At 68.9% G+C, this 19,960-nt stretch carries 23 protein-coding genes; 17 read left to right on the plus strand and 6 right to left on the minus strand.

Annotation, left to right across the window (positions count from 1 at the left end):
- Nucleotides 1-76: 76 nt before the first annotated feature.
- A complete protein-coding gene (locus OXQ95_RS18795; RefSeq protein WP_267381124.1) occupies nucleotides 77-553 on the minus strand; it encodes a hypothetical protein in 477 nt (158 codons plus the stop codon).
- Between OXQ95_RS18795 and cysD the strand changes: the two genes are divergently transcribed.
- Genes cysD through OXQ95_RS06650 form a run of 3 tightly spaced genes read left to right on the plus strand, consistent with a single transcriptional unit; the run spans nucleotide 512 to nucleotide 4,637 of the window.
- Nucleotides 512-1,555 (plus strand): sulfate adenylyltransferase subunit CysD, encoded by a 1,044-nt coding sequence (gene cysD, locus OXQ95_RS06640; RefSeq protein WP_267381110.1) that lies wholly within the window; start codon nucleotides 512-514, stop codon nucleotides 1,553-1,555. The genes OXQ95_RS18795 and cysD overlap by 42 nt on opposite strands.
- Nucleotides 1,555-3,456 carry a sulfate adenylyltransferase subunit CysN gene (cysN, locus tag OXQ95_RS06645; RefSeq protein ID WP_267380908.1) on the plus strand — a complete coding sequence of 634 codons (1,902 nt, stop codon included), beginning with the start codon at nucleotides 1,555-1,557 and terminating at the stop codon, nucleotides 3,454-3,456. Before cysD ends, cysN begins: the two co-directional genes overlap by 1 nt.
- A gap of 17 nt (nucleotides 3,457-3,473) precedes the next feature.
- Nucleotides 3,474-4,637 carry a CaiB/BaiF CoA-transferase family protein gene (locus tag OXQ95_RS06650; protein ID WP_267380909.1) on the plus strand — a complete coding sequence of 388 codons (1,164 nt, stop codon included), beginning with the start codon at nucleotides 3,474-3,476 and terminating at the stop codon, nucleotides 4,635-4,637.
- Nucleotides 4,638-4,802: 165 nt separating this feature from the next.
- Here the strand turns inward: OXQ95_RS06650 and OXQ95_RS06655 are convergent, their stop codons facing one another.
- Complete coding sequence (locus tag OXQ95_RS06655; RefSeq protein WP_267380910.1) at nucleotides 4,803-5,861, minus strand: acyl-CoA dehydrogenase family protein; 1,059 nt, start codon at nucleotides 5,859-5,861, stop codon at nucleotides 4,803-4,805.
- Nucleotides 5,862-5,943: 82 nt separating this feature from the next.
- Entirely contained in the window at nucleotides 5,944-7,164 is a 1,221-nt protein-coding gene (locus tag OXQ95_RS06660; RefSeq protein ID WP_267380911.1) for an acyl-CoA dehydrogenase family protein, read from the minus strand.
- Nucleotides 7,165-7,316: 152 nt separating this feature from the next.
- Here OXQ95_RS06660 and OXQ95_RS06665 point away from each other — a divergent pair, with 152 nt between their 5' ends.
- The 7 genes from OXQ95_RS06665 (at nucleotide 7,317) to OXQ95_RS06695 (ending at nucleotide 14,813) form a co-directional block, all read left to right on the plus strand.
- Nucleotides 7,317-8,000 carry a glutathione binding-like protein gene (locus OXQ95_RS06665; RefSeq protein ID WP_242095851.1) on the plus strand — a complete coding sequence of 228 codons (684 nt, stop codon included), beginning with the start codon at nucleotides 7,317-7,319 and terminating at the stop codon, nucleotides 7,998-8,000.
- Nucleotides 8,001-8,074: 74 nt separating this feature from the next.
- Nucleotides 8,075-9,592 (plus strand): class I adenylate-forming enzyme family protein, encoded by a 1,518-nt coding sequence (locus OXQ95_RS06670; protein ID WP_267380912.1) that lies wholly within the window; start codon nucleotides 8,075-8,077, stop codon nucleotides 9,590-9,592.
- Nucleotides 9,589-10,362 carry a thioesterase family protein gene (locus OXQ95_RS06675; protein WP_267380913.1) on the plus strand — a complete coding sequence of 258 codons (774 nt, stop codon included), beginning with the start codon at nucleotides 9,589-9,591 and terminating at the stop codon, nucleotides 10,360-10,362. The genes OXQ95_RS06670 and OXQ95_RS06675 overlap by 4 nt, the downstream gene beginning before the upstream one ends.
- A gap of 97 nt (nucleotides 10,363-10,459) precedes the next feature.
- Nucleotides 10,460-11,002, plus strand: a complete 543-nt coding sequence (locus OXQ95_RS06680; protein ID WP_267380914.1) for a hypothetical protein — start codon at nucleotides 10,460-10,462, stop codon at nucleotides 11,000-11,002.
- A gap of 52 nt (nucleotides 11,003-11,054) precedes the next feature.
- A complete protein-coding gene (locus OXQ95_RS06685) occupies nucleotides 11,055-11,774 on the plus strand; it encodes a response regulator (RefSeq protein ID WP_267380915.1) in 720 nt (239 codons plus the stop codon).
- A gap of 24 nt (nucleotides 11,775-11,798) precedes the next feature.
- Entirely contained in the window at nucleotides 11,799-13,139 is a 1,341-nt protein-coding gene (locus tag OXQ95_RS06690; RefSeq protein WP_267380916.1) for a HAMP domain-containing sensor histidine kinase, read from the plus strand.
- Between the two features lie 57 nt (nucleotides 13,140-13,196).
- A complete protein-coding gene (locus OXQ95_RS06695) occupies nucleotides 13,197-14,813 on the plus strand; it encodes an alpha-glucosidase (RefSeq protein ID WP_267380917.1) in 1,617 nt (538 codons plus the stop codon).
- Between the two features lie 3 nt (nucleotides 14,814-14,816).
- Here the strand turns inward: OXQ95_RS06695 and OXQ95_RS06700 are convergent, their stop codons facing one another.
- The 3 genes from OXQ95_RS06700 to OXQ95_RS06710 are packed head-to-tail and all read right to left on the minus strand — an operon-like array spanning nucleotide 14,817 to nucleotide 17,065.
- Entirely contained in the window at nucleotides 14,817-16,094 is a 1,278-nt protein-coding gene (locus OXQ95_RS06700) for an MFS transporter (RefSeq protein WP_242095858.1), read from the minus strand.
- Between the two features lie 29 nt (nucleotides 16,095-16,123).
- Nucleotides 16,124-16,333 (minus strand): hypothetical protein, encoded by a 210-nt coding sequence (locus tag OXQ95_RS06705; RefSeq protein ID WP_242095859.1) that lies wholly within the window; start codon nucleotides 16,331-16,333, stop codon nucleotides 16,124-16,126.
- Nucleotides 16,334-16,339: 6 nt separating this feature from the next.
- Nucleotides 16,340-17,065, minus strand: coding sequence for a Crp/Fnr family transcriptional regulator (locus tag OXQ95_RS06710; RefSeq protein ID WP_267380918.1), 726 nt, complete (start codon nucleotides 17,063-17,065; stop codon nucleotides 16,340-16,342).
- 321 nt (nucleotides 17,066-17,386) lie between these two features.
- On the opposite strand from OXQ95_RS06710, the gene OXQ95_RS06715 reads away from it, so the two are divergent.
- From OXQ95_RS06715 to OXQ95_RS06745, 7 genes are read left to right on the plus strand one after another with little or no spacing between them, the layout of a single operon-like run.
- The gene (locus tag OXQ95_RS06715) at nucleotides 17,387-17,683 is read left to right on the plus strand and encodes a RebB family R body protein (protein WP_242095861.1); all 297 of its coding nucleotides are present in this window, start codon (nucleotides 17,387-17,389) and stop codon (nucleotides 17,681-17,683) included.
- 41 nt (nucleotides 17,684-17,724) lie between these two features.
- Nucleotides 17,725-17,994 (plus strand): RebB family R body protein, encoded by a 270-nt coding sequence (locus OXQ95_RS06720; RefSeq protein ID WP_242095862.1) that lies wholly within the window; start codon nucleotides 17,725-17,727, stop codon nucleotides 17,992-17,994.
- A 38-nt stretch (nucleotides 17,995-18,032) separates the two neighbouring features.
- Nucleotides 18,033-18,299 carry a RebB family R body protein gene (locus tag OXQ95_RS06725; protein WP_242095863.1) on the plus strand — a complete coding sequence of 89 codons (267 nt, stop codon included), beginning with the start codon at nucleotides 18,033-18,035 and terminating at the stop codon, nucleotides 18,297-18,299.
- 45 nt (nucleotides 18,300-18,344) lie between these two features.
- Nucleotides 18,345-18,659, plus strand: a complete 315-nt coding sequence (locus OXQ95_RS06730; RefSeq protein WP_242095864.1) for a RebB family R body protein — start codon at nucleotides 18,345-18,347, stop codon at nucleotides 18,657-18,659.
- Between the two features lie 47 nt (nucleotides 18,660-18,706).
- Entirely contained in the window at nucleotides 18,707-18,913 is a 207-nt protein-coding gene (locus OXQ95_RS06735; RefSeq protein ID WP_242095865.1) for a RebB family R body protein, read from the plus strand.
- The gene (locus tag OXQ95_RS06740; protein ID WP_242095866.1) at nucleotides 18,913-19,566 is read left to right on the plus strand and encodes a RebB family R body protein; all 654 of its coding nucleotides are present in this window, start codon (nucleotides 18,913-18,915) and stop codon (nucleotides 19,564-19,566) included. The genes OXQ95_RS06735 and OXQ95_RS06740 overlap by 1 nt, the downstream gene beginning before the upstream one ends.
- 27 nt (nucleotides 19,567-19,593) lie before the next feature.
- Nucleotides 19,594-19,944: a hypothetical protein gene (locus tag OXQ95_RS06745; protein WP_267380919.1), complete on the plus strand. Its 351-nt coding sequence runs from the start codon at nucleotides 19,594-19,596 to the stop codon at nucleotides 19,942-19,944.
- The last annotated feature ends 16 nt before the right edge of the window (nucleotides 19,945-19,960 follow it).

Raw genomic sequence — 19,960 nt, forward strand, 5'->3', positions numbered from 1 at the left:
AGCGCTGATGGCGGGAATACGCTCCGCCACTCCGGCCTTCTCGACTGGGCCCCGGCTCCGCTGGGGAACGACTATGTCAGGCCTCCAGCTTGCCCTGTTCCGCCATCGCCAGCGCGGTGCGGTAGCAATCGTCGATATGACGGTTGCCGATCAGCTTCATCGCGCCGAAGCCGATACCCGCGGCCAGCGCCGAGCCCAGCAGCGGCACATATTTCGCCGCCGAACCGGCCGCCAGCCGGATACCGAACCGCTTCAGCAGCCGCACCACGATCTCGCGCGAAATCGTCTTTCCGATCACGCTGTTGCCGAGTGTCGAGGCGAACACGAGAACCTTCTGCGCGTTCTGCGGATCGAGCTTCGCCACATGGGCGTGATCGAGTCGGAAACGCTCGCTGATCTTGGGCAGCAAGGTCGTCAGGATGCCGATATCGGCGACCATGTCCGCGCCCGGCACCGGCACCACCGACGCGCCCGCCGCCATCAGCGCACGGCGCGTGACCATGCGGCGGCAATCGTCGCGGATGCGGTTCAGTCTCTCGGTCGGCGTTTCCATGCGTCTCTCCATTGCGGCGGGTCGGTCTATGCGGCTTGGCGGCGAAAAAGAAATGCTGCTCCCCATCGGCCGCCGCATCATGGCAAGACGCGCGGCATGCCCACCGCGATCCTCACCCATCTTCAGCGCCTCGAAGCCGAATCAATCCACATCCTGCGCGAGGTCGTCGCCGAGGCGGAACGACCGGTGATGCTCTATTCGGTGGGCAAAGATTCGGCGGTGATGCTGCATCTCGCGCGCAAGGCCTTCTACCCCGCGCCGCCGCCCTTCCCACTGCTTCATGTCGATACGACGTGGAAGTTCCGCGCGATGTACGATCTGCGCGACCGGATGGCGGCGGATGCCGGGATGGAGCTGCTCGTCCACCGCAATCCCGATGCGCTCGCTCGCGGGATCAACCCGTTCGACCATGGCGCGCTTCACACCGATCTGTGGAAGACCGAGGGGCTGAAACAGGCGCTCGACCTGCACGGCTTCGATGCGGCGTTCGGCGGCGCGCGACGCGACGAGGAGAAGGCCCGCGCCAAGGAACGGATCTTCTCGTTCCGCTCGGCCAACCACCGCTGGGATCCGAAAAACCAGCGTCCCGAGCTCTGGCATCTCTACAATGCGCGCAAGGCGAAGGGCGAGAGCATCCGCGTCTTCCCGATCTCGAACTGGACCGAACTGGACGTCTGGCAATATATCCAGGCCGAGGCGATCCCGATCGTCCCCCTCTATTTCGCCGCCCCCCGCCCGACTGTCGAACGCGACGGCATGCTGCTGATGGTGGACGACGACCGCTTCCGCCTCGAACCGGGCGAGGTGCCCGTCGAACGCTCGATCCGCTTCCGCACGCTCGGCTGCTATCCGCTGACCGGTGCGGTGGAGAGCGAGGCGACGACGCTGTCGCAGGTGATCCAGGAAATGCTGCTGACCACCACGTCCGAGCGCCAGGGCCGCGCGATCGACCGGGATCAGGCGGCGAGCATGGAGAAGAAGAAGCAGGAGGGGTATTTCTGATGGGCCAGGATTACCGCCCCGACGCGCAGATCGCGTCCGACATCGACGGCTATCTCGCCGCGCACCGCGACAAGGCGCTGCTCCGCTTCATCACCTGCGGATCGGTGGACGACGGCAAGTCCACGCTGATCGGCCGGCTGCTCTACGATTCCAAGACGATCTTCGCCGATCAGCTCGCCGATCTGGAGCGCGATAGCCGCCGGATGGGGACGCAGGGGCAGGCGATCGACTTCGCCTTGCTGGTCGACGGGCTGGCGGCCGAGCGCGAACAGGGCATCACGATCGACGTGGCGTACCGGTTCTTCGCGACGCCCGCGCGCAAGTTCATCATCGCCGACACGCCGGGCCACGAACAATATACCCGCAACATGGTGACCGCGGCCTCCACCGCCGATCTGGCGGTGATCCTGGTGGATGCGCGCAAGGGCGTGCTGACCCAGACGCGGCGGCATGGCTATCTCGCGCATCTGCTCGGCATCCGGCGCTTCGTGCTCGCGGTGAACAAGATGGACCTGATCGGCTACGACCAGGTTCGCTATGACGCGATCGTGGCCGAGTTCGCCGCCTTTGCCGAAAGCGTGGGGCTCGCCGGCTTCACCCCTATCCCGATCTCGGGCTTCGCGGGCGACAACATCGCCGCGGCGAGCGCGAACACGCCGTGGTATGCCGGCCCCGCGCTGCTGGCGCATCTGGAGACGGTGCCGCTGGAGGACGAAACCGAGGGGCGGCCGTTCCGCATGCCCGTCCAATGGGTGTCGCGCCCCGATCTCGACTTTCGCGGGTTCGCCGGGCTCGTTGCCGAAGGGCGGATCGCGGCGGGCGACTCCATTCGCGTGCTGCCATCGGGCAAGACGTCGCAGGTCGCGCGGATCGTGACGATGGACGGCGATCTGCCGCACGCGGTTGCCGGTCAGTCGGTGACGCTGACGCTCGCCGACGAAATCGATTGCTCGCGCGGCGACGTGATCGCGGCCGCCGGCGATCCGCCGAAGGTGGCCGACCAGTTCGAGGCGACGATCGTCTGGATGGCGGACGAGCCGCTGCTGCCCGGCCGCGCCTATGCGATGAAGCTGGCGACGCAGACCGTCTCCGCGACGCTTCAGCCGCCCAAATACCAGGTCAACGTCAACACGCTCGAACATCTGGCAACGAAGACGCTCGACCTGAACGCGATCGGCGTGGCGACGCTCAGCACCGACCGCCCGATCGTGTTCGCGCCCTATGGCGAAAGCCGCGCGCTGGGCGGCTTCATTCTCATCGACCGCATCACCAATGCGACGGTGGCGGCGGGGATGCTCAACTTCTCGCTGCGCCGCGCGCAGAACGTCCATTGGCAGGCGACCGACATCGGCCGTGCGCACCATGCCGCGCTGAAGAACCAGCGCCCCGCGGTGCTGTGGCTGACCGGCCTGTCGGGTGCGGGCAAGTCGACCATCGCGAACCTGGTCGAGAAGCGCCTCGCGCTGATGAACCGCCACACCTTCCTGCTCGACGGCGACAATGTTCGGCACGGCCTCAACCGCGATCTGGGCTTCACCGATGCCGACCGGATCGAGAATATCCGCCGCGTCGGCGAGGTCGCACGGCTGATGACCGATGCCGGGCTGATCGTCGTCACCGCCTTCATCTCGCCGTTCCGCGCCGAACGGCAGATGGTGCGCGAGATGATGGCGCCGGGCGAGTTTCTCGAGATTTTCATCGACACGCCGCTGGAAGATGCCGAGGCGCGCGACGTGAAGGGGCTCTACGCCAAGGCGCGCGCCGGGCGCTTGCGCAACTTCACCGGCATCGACAGCCCCTATGAGGTGCCCGAAGCGCCCGAGCTGCGGATCGACACGCGAACGACCAGCCCGGAGGCCGCGGCGCAGCAGATCGTGGAGGCGCTGCTCGGGCTCGGCTGATGTGCTAGGCGCAACGAATGACCGCTCCCCTTCCCCTCGCCGGCCTCCGCGTCCTCGAACTCGCGCGCATCCTGGCCGGACCCTGGGCGGGGCAGTTGCTCGCCGATCTGGGGGCCGACGTCGTCAAGGTCGAGCGCCCCGGCGAGGGCGACGACACCCGCCATTGGGGTCCGCCCTTCCTGAGCGCCGCGGACGGGACCGATCTGGGCGCGGCCTATTATCATAGCTGCAACCGCGGCAAGCGATCGGTCGCGATCGATCTGGCGACCGACGCGGGGCAGGCTGAGGTGCGCGCGCTGGCCGACGAAGCGGATGTGGTGATCGAGAATTACAAGGTCGGCGGCCTTGTCAAATACGGCCTAGACGCCGCGGCGCTCACCGCGCGCAACCCGCGGCTGGTCTATTGTTCGGTCACGGGATTTGGCCAGACCGGCCCCTATGCGCCGCGCGCCGGCTACGACTTCATCGTGCAGGGCATGGGGGGGATGATGTCGATCACGGGCGAGCCCGACGGGCCGCCGCAGAAGACCGGCGTCGCCTATGCCGATCTGTTCACCGGCGTCTATGCGGTCGTCGCGATCATGGCGGCGATCGAGCGGCGCCACGCGACCGGCCGGGGCGGCATTATCGACATGGCGCTGCTCGACACGCAGGTGGGCGCGCTCGGCAACCAGGCGCTGAACTGGATGGCAAGCGGCGTGGTGCCGGGCCGGATGGGCAACGGTCATGCGAACCTCGCGCCCTATCAGAGCTTCCCGACCGCGGACGGCGACCTGATCGTGGCGGTGGGCAACGACCGCCAGTTCGCCAGGCTATGCGACGTGCTGGGCATACCCGACCTCGCCGCCGACCCGCGCTTCGCCACCAACCCCGCGCGCGTGACGAACCGCGCGACGCTGCTGCCGCTGGTGACCGCGCGCACCGTGCTGGCGACCAGCGCCGGCCTGCTCGCCGCGTTGGAGGCGGCGGGGGTGCCGGTGGGGCCGGTCAACCGGATCGATCAGGTGTTCGCCGATCCGCAGGTCCGCGCGCGGGCGATGGCGCTCTCCCTGCCCGAAAAGGCCGGCGGCACGCTGCCCGGGCTCGCGCCGCCGATCGTGATCGACGGCGAACGGATGGGATCGGGCCGCCCCTCGCCACGCCTGGGCGAGCATGCCGGCGCGGTCTGGCTGCCGCGCTAGGGATCTTTCAGGCCGAACTACCCCTCGCCATTCGCCCTGAGCTTGTCGAAGCGCCTGCGCCGCGAGCAACGGTGCGGCTGCAGCGCGCGTGCTTCGACAAGCTCGGCACGAACGAAACTGGGGGAAACTCGCCGGCGTCATCCTGTGCGAGGTGCCCGCGTCCGATCAATAACCGTTGAGGCGCGCGAAGCGTTCGCGGTGATAGGCGGCGTTGCCCCACATCGTCTCCAACACCGCCGCGCGCTTCATGTACAGGCCGGCGTCATGCTCGTCGGTCATGCCGATGCCGCCGTGAAGCTGCACCATCTCGCGGCTGACGAGCTTCAGCGTGTCGCCCGCCACCGCCTTGGCGAGGCTGACCGCCTGGTCGAGATCGGAACGGCCGGCGTCGATCGCCTCCAGCGCACCCTCCACCACCGATCGCATCAGCTCGAGTTCGGTGAACATCTTCGCCATCCTGTGCTGGAGCGCCTGGAAGCTGGCGAGCGGCTGGCCGAACTGAACGCGCGTTTTGAGATAGTCGTTGGTGGTCGCGAACGCCTGTTCCGCCATGCCCAGCATCTCGGCGGCGAGCACCGCCGTCGCGCGATCGACGATAGCGGCGGTGAGTTCGGGACCACCCAGCCGGATCGCAGGCGCAGCGTCGAAGCGCAGTTCGGCATGATCGCGCGAATCCGCCATGTGCCGCGGCGCACGGGCGACTCCTTCGCCGTCCGCCACGAGATACAGCCCGTCCTCGGCCGAGACGACGAAGAGCGTCGCGGCATCGCCCTCCGCGACGAACGCCTTCGTGCCCGTCAGCCGTCCGTCCTCGACCGTCGTCGCGAGCCGGGCCGGATCGTGAAACGGCCCCTCGTCGATCGCCAGCGTCGCGATGACATCGCCGGCCGCGATCTTCGGCAGCCATTCGGCCTTGGCGCCCGCATCGTCGCCCATCACGATCGCCGTCGCGGCGGGGCCGGTGGAGGCGAGCGGCGTGACAGAGAGATTGCGGCCAAGCTGTTCGAGCACGAGGCCCAGCGACAGATAGCCGAACGCCGATCCACCATGCTCCTCGGGAACGACGATCCCCGCCCAGCCCATCTGGCCGATCTCGCCCCAGCTGGCACTCGCGGTGTCGCCGACGTCGCGCATCCGGCGCAGCGCGGTGACGGGCGCTTCGTTGTCCGCCCATTCGCGCGCCATGTCGCGCAGCATCGTCTGTTCGTCGTTCAGAACGGCCATGTGCCTCTACCCTGTTGCGGAGTGGCGGCGGGGGGTCCGGCCGAAACCGGCCCCCCGCCTCTCCCCTCTCCAAACCGTGAATTTACTGGTGATCGAGCATGCCGAGGATGCGCTTGGCGATCACGTTGTTCTGGATCTCGCTGGAGCCGCCATAGATCGACACCGCCTTGCCCCACAGCCAGGTGCGGGTCTGCTGGATCTCGGCGGGGTCGAAGCCCTCGCCTTCCCAGCCAAGGCCGTTCATGCCCATGATCTCGACGCCCAGTTCGGCCTTGTCCTGGATGATCCGCGCGCCGACATTCTTCATGATCGACGTGGCGGCGGACGGGCCCTGGTTCGACTTGGCCTCCAGCGCGGCGCGGCGCAGCGTCAGCATGAAGGCGCGCGTGTCCATCTCGTGGCGCACGATCCGCATGCGCAGATCGGCGTCCGCCAGCCGCCCCTGTTCGTCGGTGCCGCGATAATCCTTGGCGAGTTCGCTCACCGTCTTGCCGGTGAGCATCCGCCCCGCCGAGCCGCCGCCGCCCGACAGGCTGGAGCGTTCGTGCTGGAGCAGCCGCTTGCCGATCGTCCACCCCTCGCCCTCCCGGCCGACCAGATTGGCCTTGGGCACGCGGACATCGGTGAAGAAGGTCTCGCAAAAGGGCGACGAGCCCGAGATCAGCCGGATCGGCTTCACCTCGACGCCGGGCGCATCCATGTCGATCAGCAGGAAGCTGATGCCTTCATGCTTCTTCGTCCGATCGGTGCGGACCAGCGCGAAGCATTTGTCGGCCCATTGGCCGCCGCTCGTCCAGGTCTTCTGCCCGTTGACGACATAATGATCGCCCTGGTCTTCGGCGAACATCTGGAGCGCGGCGAGATCCGATCCGGCGCCCGGCTCCGAATAGCCCTGGCACCAGCGGACCTTGCCGGTGGCGATGCCGGGGATATGCTCCAGCTTCTGCGCCTCGCTGCCATATTCCAGGAGCGTGGGGCCGAACATCATCACGCCCATGCCGCCGATCGGGTTCCACGCGCCGATCCGCGCCATCTCCTCGGTCAGCACGCGCGCCTGCGCCCGGTCGAGCCCGCCGCCGCCATAGGCCGCAGGCCAGGTGGGGACGCCCCAGCCCTTTTCGCCCATCGCCTTGGTCCATGCCGCTTCGTCGGCGCTCGGCTCGGCCGGGCCGTCGATCGCGGACATCGCATTGTCCTTGCCCTTCAGCGCGGGCGGGAAGTTCGCGGCCAGCCACCCGCGCGCCTCTTCACGGAAAGCGTCGGTCGCGTTTGCGGGTCGGTCGAGCTCGGCGGCGGTCGCCATGGCATGTCTCCTGGGGCCGAATCCGAAGATCGGGTATGGCCGCCCATGCCACGGATCGGCGCGGATCGCCAGCGCTTTGCTGAGGGCCGCGCTTGCCGGGCCGAGCAGGCACACCATCTTCGTCCCGCAACCCACACTCCAGGAGCGCGCGCATGATCGAACTTCATTATTGGCCCACCCCCAACGGCCACAAGATCGCGCTGTTTCTCGAAGAGGCCGGGCTCGATTACGCGATCCACCCGGTGAACATCGGCAAGGGCGAGCAATTCGCGCCCGAGTTCCTCGCCTTCTCGCCCAACAACCGCATGCCCGCGATCGTCGATCGAGCGCCCGCCGATGGCGGCGAACCCGTCACCGTCTTCGAATCGGGCGCGATCCTGCTGTACCTCGCCGACAAGACCGGCCGCTTCATCGCGCCGGACCTGCGCGGCCGCACGGCGACGACCGAATGGCTGATGTGGCAGATGGGCGGCCTCGGCCCGATGCTCGGGCAGAACCATCATTTCAATCGCTACGCGCCCGAGAAGATCCCCTACGCCATCGACCGCTATGTGAACGAGACGCGGCGGCTCTACGGCGTCCTCGATCGCCGGCTGGAGGGCCGGGCGTTCGTCGCCGGCGACTATTCGATCGCGGACATGGCCTGCTATCCTTGGATCGTGCCGCACGAAGCGCAGGGCCAGTCGCTGGACGACTTTCCGAACGTGAAGCGCTGGTTCGAGGCGATCGCCGAACGACCCGCCACCGCGGCTGCCTATGCCAAGGGCGCCGCGATCCAGGCGAGCCCGCCCGAGATGACCGACGAACAGCGCAAGGTGCTTTTCGGCCAGCGCTGAGGCTTTACCCCGGCGCGTCGCGTTTTAGAAGATCGCGTATGGCGTTCGCCGGTCGGTTCGCCTAGCGATACGGCATGACGACGGCACCCGACATGCTCGCCTCCGGCTTCGCCACGCTGCCGGATCTGATCCGCGCCCACGCGCTGGAACGCCCCGAGCGGATCGCGGTGGCGGACGATGCCGGCACCCTGACCTATGCCGCGCTGGATGCCATGATGGACCGCGTGGCCGCGGCGCTTCAGCGCGACTTCGTGGCGAACGGGCAGGCGGTGGCGATCCTCGCCGCACCCTCTACCGTTTATGCCGCGCTGTTCCTGGGCGCGGTGCGCGCGGGCTGCGTCGCCACCCCGATCGCGCCCTCGGCCACCCCCGACGCGATTGCCGCGATGGTCGCGGATAGCGGCGCGCCGATCCTCTTCGCCGATGCCGCCAACCGCGCGGCATTGGGCGGTCGGCCGATCCCGGCGCGGCTGGTGTCGCTGCCCGAGGGGCTGGACGACTGGCTGGCGCCGGAGGGCGCCAGCCCCCGGCCTGTCGCGGTCGCGCCGGAGGACGGGTTCAACATCATCTATTCGTCGGGCACCACGGGCACGCCCAAGGGCATCGTGCAGAGCCACGCGATGCGCTGGCAGCATATCTCGCGCAACGCCGCGGCGGGGTTCGACAGTGCGGTGACGATGATCGCCACGCCGCTCTATTCGAACACCACGCTCGTCAGCTTTCTGCCGACGCTCGGCTGGGGCGGCACGGTGGTGCTGATGGCGAAGTTCGACGCGCGCCGCTATCTCGAACTCGCCGAGCGCCACCGCGCCACGCACACGATGCTGGTGCCGGTGCAATATCAGCGGATCATGGCGCTGCCCGATTTCGACGCGTTCGATCTGGCGAGCTTCCGCTTCAAGACGAGCACCAGCGCGCCCTTTTCCGCGGCGCTGAAGGCGGACGTGGTCGCGCGCTGGCCGGGGCTGCTGGTCGAATATTACGGCATGACCGAGGGCGGCGCGTCGTGCGGGCTGAACGCCACCGCCTTTCCCGACAAGCTCCACACCGTCGGCCAGCCGATGCCCGGTCACGAGATCCGCCTGATCGACGATGACGGACGCGAGGTGCCCCCCGGCGCGATGGGCGAGGTGGTCGGCCGCAGCCCGGCAATGATGAACGGCTATCACGGCCGCGACGCTGCCACGCACGACGCCGAATGGCACGATGCGGCGGGCAACCGCTATATCCGCCACGGCGATGTCGGCCGGTTCGACGAGGACGGGTTCCTGATCCTGATGGACCGCAAGAAGGATCTGGTGATCTCGGGCGGGTTCAACATCTACCCGACCGACCTCGAGGCGGTGCTCGCGACGCATCCCGACGTGGTGGAATGCGCGGTGATCGGCATGCCGAGCGAGGCTTGGGGCGAAACGCCCGTCGGCGTCTATGTCGGGCGCGCGGGCGGCGCGGCGACGGACGACATCCTCGGCTGGACCAACGCGCGCCTCGGCCGCACCCAGCGGCTCTCCGCGCTGCACCGCGTCAATGAACTGCCCCGCAGCGCGATTGGCAAGGTGCTGAAGCGCGAACTCCGCGACTCGCTTGCATGACCGCCATCGCCGCGATCCTGGCGGGCGCCGAGCCGATCGCCGGCGGGTTTCGCACCACGATCCCGGCCAATTGGCTGCAGGGCCGCACCGCCTATGGCGGCTTGTCGAGCGCGCTGGCGATCCACGCCGCCCGTGGCGCGGACGAGGATCTGCCGCCGCTCCGCAGCGCGCTCGTCGCGTTCATCGGGCCGCTGGCGGGCATGGTGAGCGTCACCGCGCAGGTGCTGCGGCGCGGGCGCAACGCCGCCTTCGTTCAGGCCGACATCGTGTCGGAGGCGGGGCTCGGCTACCGCGCGACCTACACCTTCATGGCGGAACGCGACTCCGCGATCGCGCACGACGCGCGCGTGGCGGCGCCCGATGGGCCGCCCGAACCGGATGCGGCGCTTTACGTCGGGCCGGCCGATTTCTTTACCGGCAATTTCGAGTTCCTCGATCGCAAGCGCGCGCATTCGCCAGCCGAATGGCAGCGCTGGGTGCGGCTGCGCGCGCGCGACGGTCTCGATCCGATGGTCGAGCTGATGGCGATCGCGGACGCGCTGCCGCCCGCGGCGCTGAAGCTGCTGGGTGGCGGCCCCGCCCCGGTGAGTTCGCTCACCTGGATCGTCAACCTGCTCACCGCCACGCCCGCCACCCGCGATGGCTGGTGGCTGTTGTCGGCGCGGGCGGATCATGCGCGGGCGGGCGGATCGAGCCAGACGATGCGGATGTGGAATGCCACCGGCGAACTCGTCGCGGAAGGCATGCAGAGCGTGGCGATCTTCGCCTGACGCGGATACATGTTGCGACACTTGGGTCGATCGCGCGACACAGCGCGGCGACATCGGCCGCCTATCCCGGTGCCAGCCAAACAGAAAAGGTGAACCCATGAAGACCGCTCTTCTCGCGCTCGCGATCGCCGGCGGCAGCATCGCCGCCGCAGCCGGTGCCCAGACGCCGCCGCCGCGGCCGGCACCCATGGGGCCGCCGGGCATGAACGTCATGGCGGCGGACGCCAATCACGACGGCGTCGTCACGCGCGAGGAATATCTGGCCGATGCCGCACAGCGGTTCGCGCAGATGGATGCCGATCACGACGGCCACGTCACCGCCGGGGAGCGCGAGGCCTATCGTCAGGCGATGCGCGATCGCCGGATCGCCGATGGCGCCAGCCCGGCGCCCCCGCCTTCACCCCCGTCGGGCGAAATGCGGCACGACGGTCGCGGGCCCGGCGGCGGTCCCCGTGGCGGCCGCGACATGACCCGCGACGATTATATGGCGCACGCCGCCGAGCGGTTCGACCGGATGGACGCCAACCATGACGGCCGCATCGACCGCACCGAGATCGCCAATATGCGCGAGATGCGGCACGAGCGCCGCGACGGCGACACACCGCCGCCGCCCGCGCCTGGCACCCCCGGCGCGCAGTGAAGCGCCCCGCCACCGACCGACGCCCTCTTCGGCCGGTGGCATGCCGACCGCGATGAGCGAACCGCCCCACCTCCTGCTGGTCGACGACGAGCGCTCGATCCGCGAGCCGCTCGCTGCCTACCTTGCCAAGCAGGGATTTCGCGTGACCCAGGCGGCGGACGCCGCTGCCGCGCGGACGCGGATCGCGGCCTATGCCATCGATCTGGTGATCCTCGACATCATGATGCCCGGCGAGGACGGCTTGAGCCTCTGCCGCCACATCGCCGCCACCAGCGACCTGCCCGTCATCCTGCTCACCGCGCGCGCCGAGGAAACCGAGCGGATCGTCGGGCTGGAGATGGGCGCGGACGATTATGTCGTGAAGCCCTTCTCGCCGCGCGAGCTGGCGGCGCGGATCAAGGTGGTGCTGCGCCGCCGCATCGCGGGCAGCACGCGGCAGCATGCGCCCGAAAGCGGCGCCTATGGCTTTGCCGGCTGGCTGTTGCGATCGGGCGAGCGCGTGCTGATCGACCGCGAGGGCGTCTCGGTGCCGCTGTCGACGGGCGAATACAATCTCCTGCTGGCGCTCGTCACCCGCCCGCGCCAGGTGTTGACGCGCGACCAGTTGCTCGACTTGACGCAAGGCCGCGAGGCGGCGGCGTTCGACCGGGCGATCGACAACCAGATCAGCCGCCTGCGCCGCAAGATCGAGGCGGACGGCAAGGCGCCCGAGATCATCAAGACGGTGTGGGGCGGCGGTTACATGCTCGCCACCGAGGTCACGCGCCTGTGACGCGCCGCCGGTGATCGACGTTTCGTGAGGCGGCTCTGGCCCGGACGGCTGGCGGGGCAGCTCGCCCTGCTGGTCGGCATCGCGCTGTTCGTGGCGCAGGCGATCAACTTCGCGCTGATCCTGCACGAGCGGCGCACGCTGCGCTACGAACAGGTGGCGGGCCCGGTCGCGGCGCGCGTGGCCGACGCGATCGACCGCGCCGCGCAGGGCCGCGCGCCCGATGGCGATCACGGCCGCGTGCGGCGGCTCGATGCCGATCCGATCGATCCGCGCTTGCCGCGCGAGGCGCGCGTCGAATCCGATCTGCGCCGCGAGCTGGCGGAAGACGGCGTCCGCGTCGGCCGGATCGCCACCGGCATCCGCCCGGCGCAACCCGGCGCGCCGCCCGACCTGCCGGCGCCGCGCCACCATCATGCCCGTCCGCGATGGACCGATTACGAGCTGCTGGTCGCGGTCGAGCAGCCCGGGCGGGGATGGTTCGTGCAGCGTGTGCCGTGGCCCGGCAGCGACGGCTGGTTGATCTGGCGGCTCGTCGCGCAGACGCTGCTCCTCTACGGCATGGTGCTGGTGCCGCTGTTGTGGATCGGCCGGCACATCTCGCGCCCGCTCGAGGGACTGGCGCTGGCGGCGAGCCGCTTCCGCCCGGGCGACGGCGCCGCGCCGCTGCCGCTCAGCGGGCCGCATGACGTCGCGGCGGTGATTGCCGCCTTCAACGCGCTGCGCTCGCGCGTCGATGCGATGCTGGACGAGAAGGACCGGATGCTGGGCGCGATCGGCCATGATCTGCGCACCCCGCTGGCGGCGCTTCGCGTGCGTATCGAATCGGTGGAGGACGATACCGACCGGGCACGCATGATCGACACGGTCGCCGAGATGAACCGCACCCTGGACGACATCCTGTCGCTCGCGCGCCTCGGCCGTCCGAGCGAAGCGCCGACCGAGGTGGATCTGGCCGCGCTCGTCGATGCCGTGGTCGAGGATTTTCGCGATCTCGGCGCCGACGTCACCTTCCTCGAGGCAGGCCGGCTGACGCTGCGGCTGCGGCCGTCGCTGATCCGCCGCGCGGTGCGCAACCTCATCGAGAATGCCGTCAAATATGGCGGCTCCGCGACGGTGGGCGTCGCCCGCCACGCGGATGCGGTGACCATCGCGGTCGCCGACCAGGGGCCGGGCATTCCCGAAGACCGGCTGGGCGATGTGTTCGATGCCTTCACCCGGCTGGAGACGTCGCGCAACCGCGAGACCGGCGGGATTGGCCTGGGCCTCGCGCTGGCCCGCGCGATCGTGCGCGAGGCGGGCGGCGATATCGTGCTCGCCAATCGCCCGAACGGAGGCCTGCTGGCCACGATCCACTTGCCGCGCTGATCGGGGATCGGCAAAGGCGCAACGACGTTGCCCTGCCGAACGACCGGGAGCCCTGCCATGACCGATGCCCCATCCTCGCCCGCGGCCGATCCCTGGTGGAAGGGCGCGGTGATCTACCAGATCTATCCGCGCAGCTTCGCCGATTCCAACGGCGACGGCGTGGGCGATCTCGTCGGGATCACGCGGCACCTCGATTATGTCGCGGCGCTGGGCGTGGACGGCATCTGGCTGTCTCCGTTCTTCACCTCGCCGATGGCCGATTTCGGCTATGACGTGGCGGATTACGAGGATGTCGATCCGATCTTCGGCACGCTCGCCGATTTCGACGCGCTGATCGCCCGCGCGCATGCGCTGGGGCTGAAGGTCGTCATCGATCAGGTCTATGCGCACACCTCGGACCAGCACGGCTGGTTTGCCGAAAGCCGCGCCGATCGCACCAACCCGCGCGCCGACTGGTATGTGTGGGCCGATCCCAAGCCCGAGGGATCGCCGCCCAACAACTGGCAATCGGTGTTCGGGGGCGCCGCCTGGACATGGGACGCGCGCCGCCGCCAATATTACATGCACAATTTCCTGAAGGAGCAGCCGCAGCTCAACGTGCATCTGGAAGCGGTGCAGAGCGCGCTGTGCGACACCGCGCGATTCTGGCTCGATCGCGGCGTCGACGGTTTCCGGCTCGATGCGATCAATTTCGCGATGCACGATCCGGCCCTGACCGACAATCCACCCGCACCCGACGACGGAACGCCCCGCACCCGGCCGTTCGATTTTCAGCTCCATGTCCACAACCAGGGCCATGCCGACATCCCGCGCTTTCTCGAGCGGCTGCGCGCGGTGCTCGACACCTATCCGGGCGAGCGCTTCACCGTCGCCGAGGTGGGCGGCGCCGACAGCGACCGCGAGATGAAGCTCTTCACCCGCGGCGACGATCGGCTGAACAGCGCCTATGGCTTCGAACTGCTCTACACGCCCGCGCTCACGCCGCGCGCCGTGGCGGATGCGATCGGACGCTGGCCGGGGCATGCCGACGAAGGCTGGCCGAGCTGGGCATTCGAGAATCACGACGTGCCCCGCGCGCCGACACGCTGGAGCGACGCCGCCGATCACGACGCGTTCGTGCGCATGAAGATGCTCCTGCTGCTCTGCCTGCGCGGCAACGCCTTCCTCTATTATGGCGAGGAGCTGGGGCTCCCGCAGGTGACCATCGCCTATGAGGATCTGCAGGATCCCGAAGCGATCGCCAACTGGCCGCTGACGCTGTCGCGCGACGGCGCGCGCACGCCGATGCCGTGGCGCGCGGACGAGCGCTACGCAGGCTTCTCCACCGCCAAGCCGTGGCTGCCCGTCGGACACGACCATCCCGCGCTCGCGGTCGACCGGCAGGAGGGCGACGAGCATTCGCTGCTCCATCTCACCCGCCATCTGCTCCATATCCGCAAGGACAGCGTGGCATTGACTCGCGGCGAACTGCGCGTGGTCGAGGCGAGCGACACGATCCTCGCGATCGAACGCACCGCGCCCGGCGAGCGGCTGCTCTGCGTGTTCAACATGCGCCGCGAGCCGGTACGCTGGGCGCCGGCCGATCCCGAGCGGTGGCGCATCGCCGAGCGGGTCAACCAGGTGGGCGACTGGACCTTCGGCGGCTTCGGCGCGTGCATCGCGGAGGCCGATTGAGGCTCAATCCTCGACGATCCGGCTGGTCGTGCGCGTATCCGCCATGCGCAGATACACGACCAGCGACACGCCGATCATCGCGGTGACATAGACGTAGAAGCCGCGCTCGAGTCCGGCATTCTTCAGCCATAGCGCGACATATTCCGCGGTGCCGCCGAACAGCGTGTTGGCGAGCGCATAGGGCAATGCCACGCCCAGCGTGCGGATATGCGCCGGGAAGAGTTCGGCCTTCACCACCGCGTTGATCGCGGTATAGCCGGTGACGATCACCAGCGCGGCGCAGACCAGCGCCAGTGCGGCGAGCGGGCTTCGCACCCGTTCGAGCGCGAGGAAGATCGGGATGGTGAACGCCACCCCCGCACCGCCGAAGCCGACCATCAGCGGCTTGCGCCCGATCCGATCCGAGAGGGCGCCCGCCACCGGCTGGAGCAGCATGTAGAGCGTCAGCGCCACCGCCATCACCCCGGTCGCGCTCTGCCGCGTTAGCCCTGAGGTGTTCACCAGGAATTTCTGGAGATAGATCGTATAGGCGTAGAAGGCGAGCGTGCCGCCGGCGGTGAGCAGCATCACCGTGAGCGCCTCGCGCGGATGATCGCGCAGCAGCGCCATCCCGCTCGATCGCGCCCCGTCGCCGCGCTGAACGTTGCGGAACGAGGGCGTCTCGATCAGCCCCCGCCGGATCCGATAGACCGCGATCGCGAGCAGCCCGCCGATCGCGAACGGAATCCGCCAGCCCCAGGCGTCGAGCGCAGCCTCGGGAAGCCAGGCCTGGAGGATCAGCAGCACGCACAAAGCGACCTGCTGCCCGGCGATCAGCGTGACATATTGGAAGCTCGAATAGAAACCCCGCCGCGACCGCTCCGCCATCTCGGACAGATACACCGCGCTCGCACCATATTCGCCGCCGACGCTCAACCCTTGCAGCAACCGCGCGAAGACCAGCACCGCGGGCGCGCCCCAGCCGATCGTCCGGTACGATGGGCACAGCGCGATCAGGAAGGCGCCCGCGCACATCAGCGTGACCGACAGCGTCAGCGCCGCCTTGCGCCCGTGACGATCAGCATAGACGCCCATCGCCCATGCCCCCACCGGCCGCATCAGAAACCCGACCGCGAAGACGGCGGCGGTGTTCAGCAATTGCGCGGTGCGGTTGCCGGCGGGGAAGAATGCGGGCGCGAAATACAGCGCGAACGCCGAATAGGCATACCAGTCGAACCATTCGACCAGATTGCCGGCCGATCCGCCCAGGATCGACCGCAGCCGGACGCCGCGGCCCGGCACCGACGATCCGGCCGGGGCCGCGTGGCCGCTCAGGCCAGCAACCCGTCGACCGGTTCGCCAGCGTCGCGATCGCTCCCGGTCGCCTGCTCGGCGGCCGCGATCAGCCGGCGCCCGGTCTCGGCCGCGGCCGCCGCGGTCATCGCCACCGCGACGCCATCCGGCCCGTCGAGGATGATCTGGCCCTGCTCCACGCTCACGACGCCCGGCTCGGTCTGGGGACTGTTCTGCTTGATCGGCATGTGAACCTACTCCTTCCGCTCTGCGGCGGTCCCATAGAGGTAACCGGGATCGAACTCTCCGATCGTGCATAACGCCGCGACGTCGCCGATCGTCGCCTGCCCCTGGCGAAAGGTCAGCAGCCCGCGCTCCCGCAAGGTCCGCAGCACGCGGTTGACGTGAACGCCGGTGATCCCGCACGCCTCGGCCAGGTCGGTCTGCGTCACCGGCAGCGCGAAGCGGCCGCCGCTCGCGAGCCCGACCATGTCCAACCGCGCGTTCACCTCGCAGAAGAAATGCGCGACGCGGCCCTCCGCGCCCAGTCGCCCGAGGCGGAAGATCCATTCGCGGTGCATCGCGGCATCCAGCAGCGTGCTGAACCACAGCATCCGCGCGAGATGGGGCATCCGCTCGGTCAGTTCGGTCAAGGTGCGATGATCATAGACTGCGATCGTGCAAGGCGTGATCGTCGCTACGTCGTGATCGAGCCGGTGCATCGGAAAGGCATGGAGATCGACGAAATCGCCGGGGACGTGGATCGCCACGAGCTGCCGCTCGCCATCGCGATCGTCCATGTAGCGGCACATGAACCCGTCCAGCAGCAACGTGCTCGTCTCGACGCGTTCGCCGGCGCGTACCAATTGCATGCGCGGGCGGAGTTCGCGCACCGCCGAGATCGAATCCTCGATCGCGCGCAGCTCGTCCCCGTCGAGCTGATCGCGCCCTCGCCCCAGAAGCCAGCGGGCGGTCAGCATATCCTTATCCAACTTCAGGTCCCCAGTCCCATGCCCGCCCGGATCCCGATCGTGCGTGCGCGGGGAATAACGCGGCAGGGGGCGCAGAGGCAATCGGCAAACCGGCACGCACCCGTCCGCCGCCGGGACGACCGATCGTCGAAATGCCACGGAGCTTTGCGCGATTGTGCCGGGTAGCGGCGGATCGGCGCATCGCAGGGCATCGATTCCGCGACCGGCGCTGCAAGTTTGCGCGGTTCGCCCAATCGCGCGGCACCGCGCCCACCTAAGATCGCCCCGTACCGACGATCCATCCGCCGGATCGCAGCCGAGGAGGACATGATGGCTTTTCCAACCGCCGTAAACGACCAGATCACCGATTCGGTCACGCAGGCCAACACCAAAGTGCTGGGCGACGCCCCCGCGATCGCGATGGGCAATCTGTATCAGGCGACCGCCCAGGCGCTCGCCAATGCCGCGCACAATGCGACGGGCGCCCAGCAGCAGAGCTATGTGACGGCGCAGGCCGCGACGACGATGGGCGTCGCCACGCTTTATGCCGTCGACACCGCGTCGACGGGCGTCGCCACCAAGGACATCCTCGACAGCATCCCGCGCCCGCCGCGCGGCCTTGGCTGATCGACCGCCCCCAGGATTTCTCAACCGAGTAGGACCGCACCATGGCCTTTCCCACCGCCGTCAACAGCCAGATCACCGATTCCGTCACCCAGGCCAACACCAAGGTGCTGGGCGACGCCCCCGCGATCGCGATGGGCAATCTGTACCAAGCGACCGCCCAGGCGCTCGCCAACGCCGCGCACAATGCGACCAACGCGCAGCAGCAGAGCTATGTGACGGCGCAGGCCGCGACGACGATGGGCGTCGCCACGCTCTACTCGCTCGACACGGCGTCGACCGGCATCGCCACCAAGACGATCCTGACCGCCTGACCGCGGTTTCCCGTTCCCGCGCCTGAGGACCTTGCCGCATGGCCTATCCTACCGCCGTCAACGACCAGATCACCGATACGGTGACGCAGGCGAACACGCAGGTGCTCGCCGTCTCTCCGGCGGTCGCGATGGGCAATCTGTACCAGGCGACTGCCCAGGCGCTCGCCAACGCCGCGCACAACGCCACGATGGCGCAGCAGCAGATGTACGTGACCGCGCAGGCGGCGACCACGACGGGCGTCGCGTTGCTCTATTCGCTCGGCACCGCGTCGGACGGCGTCGCCACCAAGAAGATCCTTGGCTGAACCGGGCGCCCGCCCGAGCCGCCGCTTTCATGAGGAGGAACCATCATGGCATTCCCGACCGCCATCAACGATCAGATCACCGACTCCGTCGCGCAGGCCAACACCGAAGTGCTGGGCGGGGCGCCCGCCGTTGCGATGGGCAATCTGTTCGTCGCGACCGGCCAGGCGCTCTCCAACGCCGCCCACAACGCGACCAACAACCAGCAGCAAAGCTATGTGACGATGCAGGCTTCGACCACGCAGGCGGTCTCGACGCTGCTGTCGATCGACACCGCGTCCGATGGCTCGGCGACGAGCGACATCGACGGCAGCGGCACCAAGACGACACGGACGCGCGGGGTGGCGGGGCTGCATTACTGATCGCAGTCGGTCGCCGGGGCGCATGAGCGATCCCGAAGCGGCGCCGCATGGCCGATACGCCCTCCACCGCCGACTTCCTCTCGGTCGCCGATGCGCCCGCCATCGCCATGGGCATGGTCTATGTTGCCGGGGCGGACAGTATCGGCCTGGCGATGGCCAATGCGGTCGCCGCCCAGCAGCGCGGGCAAGTGCTGGGTGGCGCGGCGCTCGCACAGATACTCGTCCTCATCGTCGCCAAGGGAGGCGCAAGCTGATGTCCGAAGGAACCGTCAACAGCCAGATCGTCGATTCGGTCTCGAACGTCGTCACGCTGACCGGGGGACAGGCCCCGGCCCAGGCGTTCGCGATGCTCGATACGGTGATGATCGAGACGCTGGGCATGGCGATGTACAACGCCGTCTCGCGCCAGCAGGGCGCCAGCATGATCGGCTCCGCGGCGGTGACGGCGGCCTGCGCCAAGATGCTCGGCACGCCGTTCGGCGTGGCCGCGCCGCCGCCGGTGCCGCCCATCCCCGATCCGCTGCCGCCGCACGGCGTCCAGCCGCTCGAACCGGTGCCCAAATCGCCCGCCACGATCATCGCCGAGGCCACCGCCGACATGGCCGATGCGGTGGCCCGCCTGCGCGACGAGGAGGCCGCCGCCGAGCGCAATGTCGCCGCGGCGCGGGCGGCGACGGAGGGGCTCGTGCCGCCGGCCGTCGCCCCATCGGCCGCTGCTGCGAAGACCCCAGGCTATTTCGCGCCGGGCATGCGCCCAACGGCGGCCGCTACGGATCCAACGCCCAGCGTGGACCCGGCCGCCGTCGCCAAAGCCACCACGACGGCCATCTCGATCACGTCGCAGACGGTGCCCGTCAACCTCGCGGACAAGGCCACCGAACCGCCCGTGCCACCCCCGCTCCGTTAAGTCGCCACCCCAATCCGAGGACGCGTCATGCCCGATCCCGTCGAGGTCAATCCCCAGGTGATCGACGTCATCACCCAGTCGCAAAAGGCGACGATGGCGCATCAGGTCGTGCTGACCAGCGGCGCCGGCAAGGCGTACCAGTCGGTCGCCCAATCCAGCGCCATCGCGGTGCAGGACGCGGCCGATGCGCTGCGCCACATCTCGACGATCGCCACCACCGCGGCCGGCGTCGCGATCGCGCAGTTCCTGGCGACGGGCGAGCCCAAATACGCCACCGCGCTCACCTACGCCCAGGATCTGGTCAAGAGCGCCACCGACGATTTCAGCCTGATCGGCGCCGCCGCGGCGAAGATCCTCAGCGACTTCCCAGCGGGCTGAGAGAGGGAATGGCGCC

The sequence above is a fragment of the Sphingomonas sp. GC_Shp_6 genome (genome assembly GCF_026540835.1).
GTDB lineage: Bacteria > Pseudomonadota > Alphaproteobacteria > Sphingomonadales > Sphingomonadaceae > Sphingomonas.

Bases quoted from the DNA above. Each gene is read 5' to 3' on its own strand.
- OXQ95_RS18795 (WP_267381124.1), bottom strand. From the start codon at position 553: ATGGAAACGCCGACCGAGAGACTGAACCGCATCCGCGACGATTGCCGC.
- OXQ95_RS06670 (WP_267380912.1), top strand. From the start codon at position 8,075: ATGACGACGGCACCCGACATGCTCGCCTCCGGCTTCGCCACGCTGCCG.
- OXQ95_RS06745 (WP_267380919.1), top strand. From the start codon at position 19,594: ATGCCCGATCCCGTCGAGGTCAATCCCCAGGTGATCGACGTCATCACC.
- OXQ95_RS06715 (WP_242095861.1), top strand. From the start codon at position 17,387: ATGGCTTTTCCAACCGCCGTAAACGACCAGATCACCGATTCGGTCACG.
- cysN (WP_267380908.1), top strand. From the start codon at position 1,555: ATGGGCCAGGATTACCGCCCCGACGCGCAGATCGCGTCCGACATCGAC.
- OXQ95_RS06665 (WP_242095851.1), top strand. From the start codon at position 7,317: ATGATCGAACTTCATTATTGGCCCACCCCCAACGGCCACAAGATCGCG.
- OXQ95_RS06655 (WP_267380910.1), bottom strand. From the start codon at position 5,861: ATGGCCGTTCTGAACGACGAACAGACGATGCTGCGCGACATGGCGCGC.
- OXQ95_RS06740 (WP_242095866.1), top strand. From the start codon at position 18,913: ATGTCCGAAGGAACCGTCAACAGCCAGATCGTCGATTCGGTCTCGAAC.
- OXQ95_RS06735 (WP_242095865.1), top strand. From the start codon at position 18,707: ATGGCCGATACGCCCTCCACCGCCGACTTCCTCTCGGTCGCCGATGCG.
- OXQ95_RS06685 (WP_267380915.1), top strand. From the start codon at position 11,055: ATGAGCGAACCGCCCCACCTCCTGCTGGTCGACGACGAGCGCTCGATC.
- OXQ95_RS06725 (WP_242095863.1), top strand. From the start codon at position 18,033: ATGGCCTATCCTACCGCCGTCAACGACCAGATCACCGATACGGTGACG.
- OXQ95_RS06705 (WP_242095859.1), bottom strand. From the start codon at position 16,333: ATGCCGATCAAGCAGAACAGTCCCCAGACCGAGCCGGGCGTCGTGAGC.
- OXQ95_RS06675 (WP_267380913.1), top strand. From the start codon at position 9,589: ATGACCGCCATCGCCGCGATCCTGGCGGGCGCCGAGCCGATCGCCGGC.
- OXQ95_RS06680 (WP_267380914.1), top strand. From the start codon at position 10,460: ATGAAGACCGCTCTTCTCGCGCTCGCGATCGCCGGCGGCAGCATCGCC.
- OXQ95_RS06650 (WP_267380909.1), top strand. From the start codon at position 3,474: ATGACCGCTCCCCTTCCCCTCGCCGGCCTCCGCGTCCTCGAACTCGCG.
- OXQ95_RS06720 (WP_242095862.1), top strand. From the start codon at position 17,725: ATGGCCTTTCCCACCGCCGTCAACAGCCAGATCACCGATTCCGTCACC.
- OXQ95_RS06695 (WP_267380917.1), top strand. From the start codon at position 13,197: ATGACCGATGCCCCATCCTCGCCCGCGGCCGATCCCTGGTGGAAGGGC.
- OXQ95_RS06660 (WP_267380911.1), bottom strand. From the start codon at position 7,164: ATGGCGACCGCCGCCGAGCTCGACCGACCCGCAAACGCGACCGACGCT.
- OXQ95_RS06710 (WP_267380918.1), bottom strand. From the start codon at position 17,065: ATGCTGACCGCCCGCTGGCTTCTGGGGCGAGGGCGCGATCAGCTCGAC.
- OXQ95_RS06730 (WP_242095864.1), top strand. From the start codon at position 18,345: ATGGCATTCCCGACCGCCATCAACGATCAGATCACCGACTCCGTCGCG.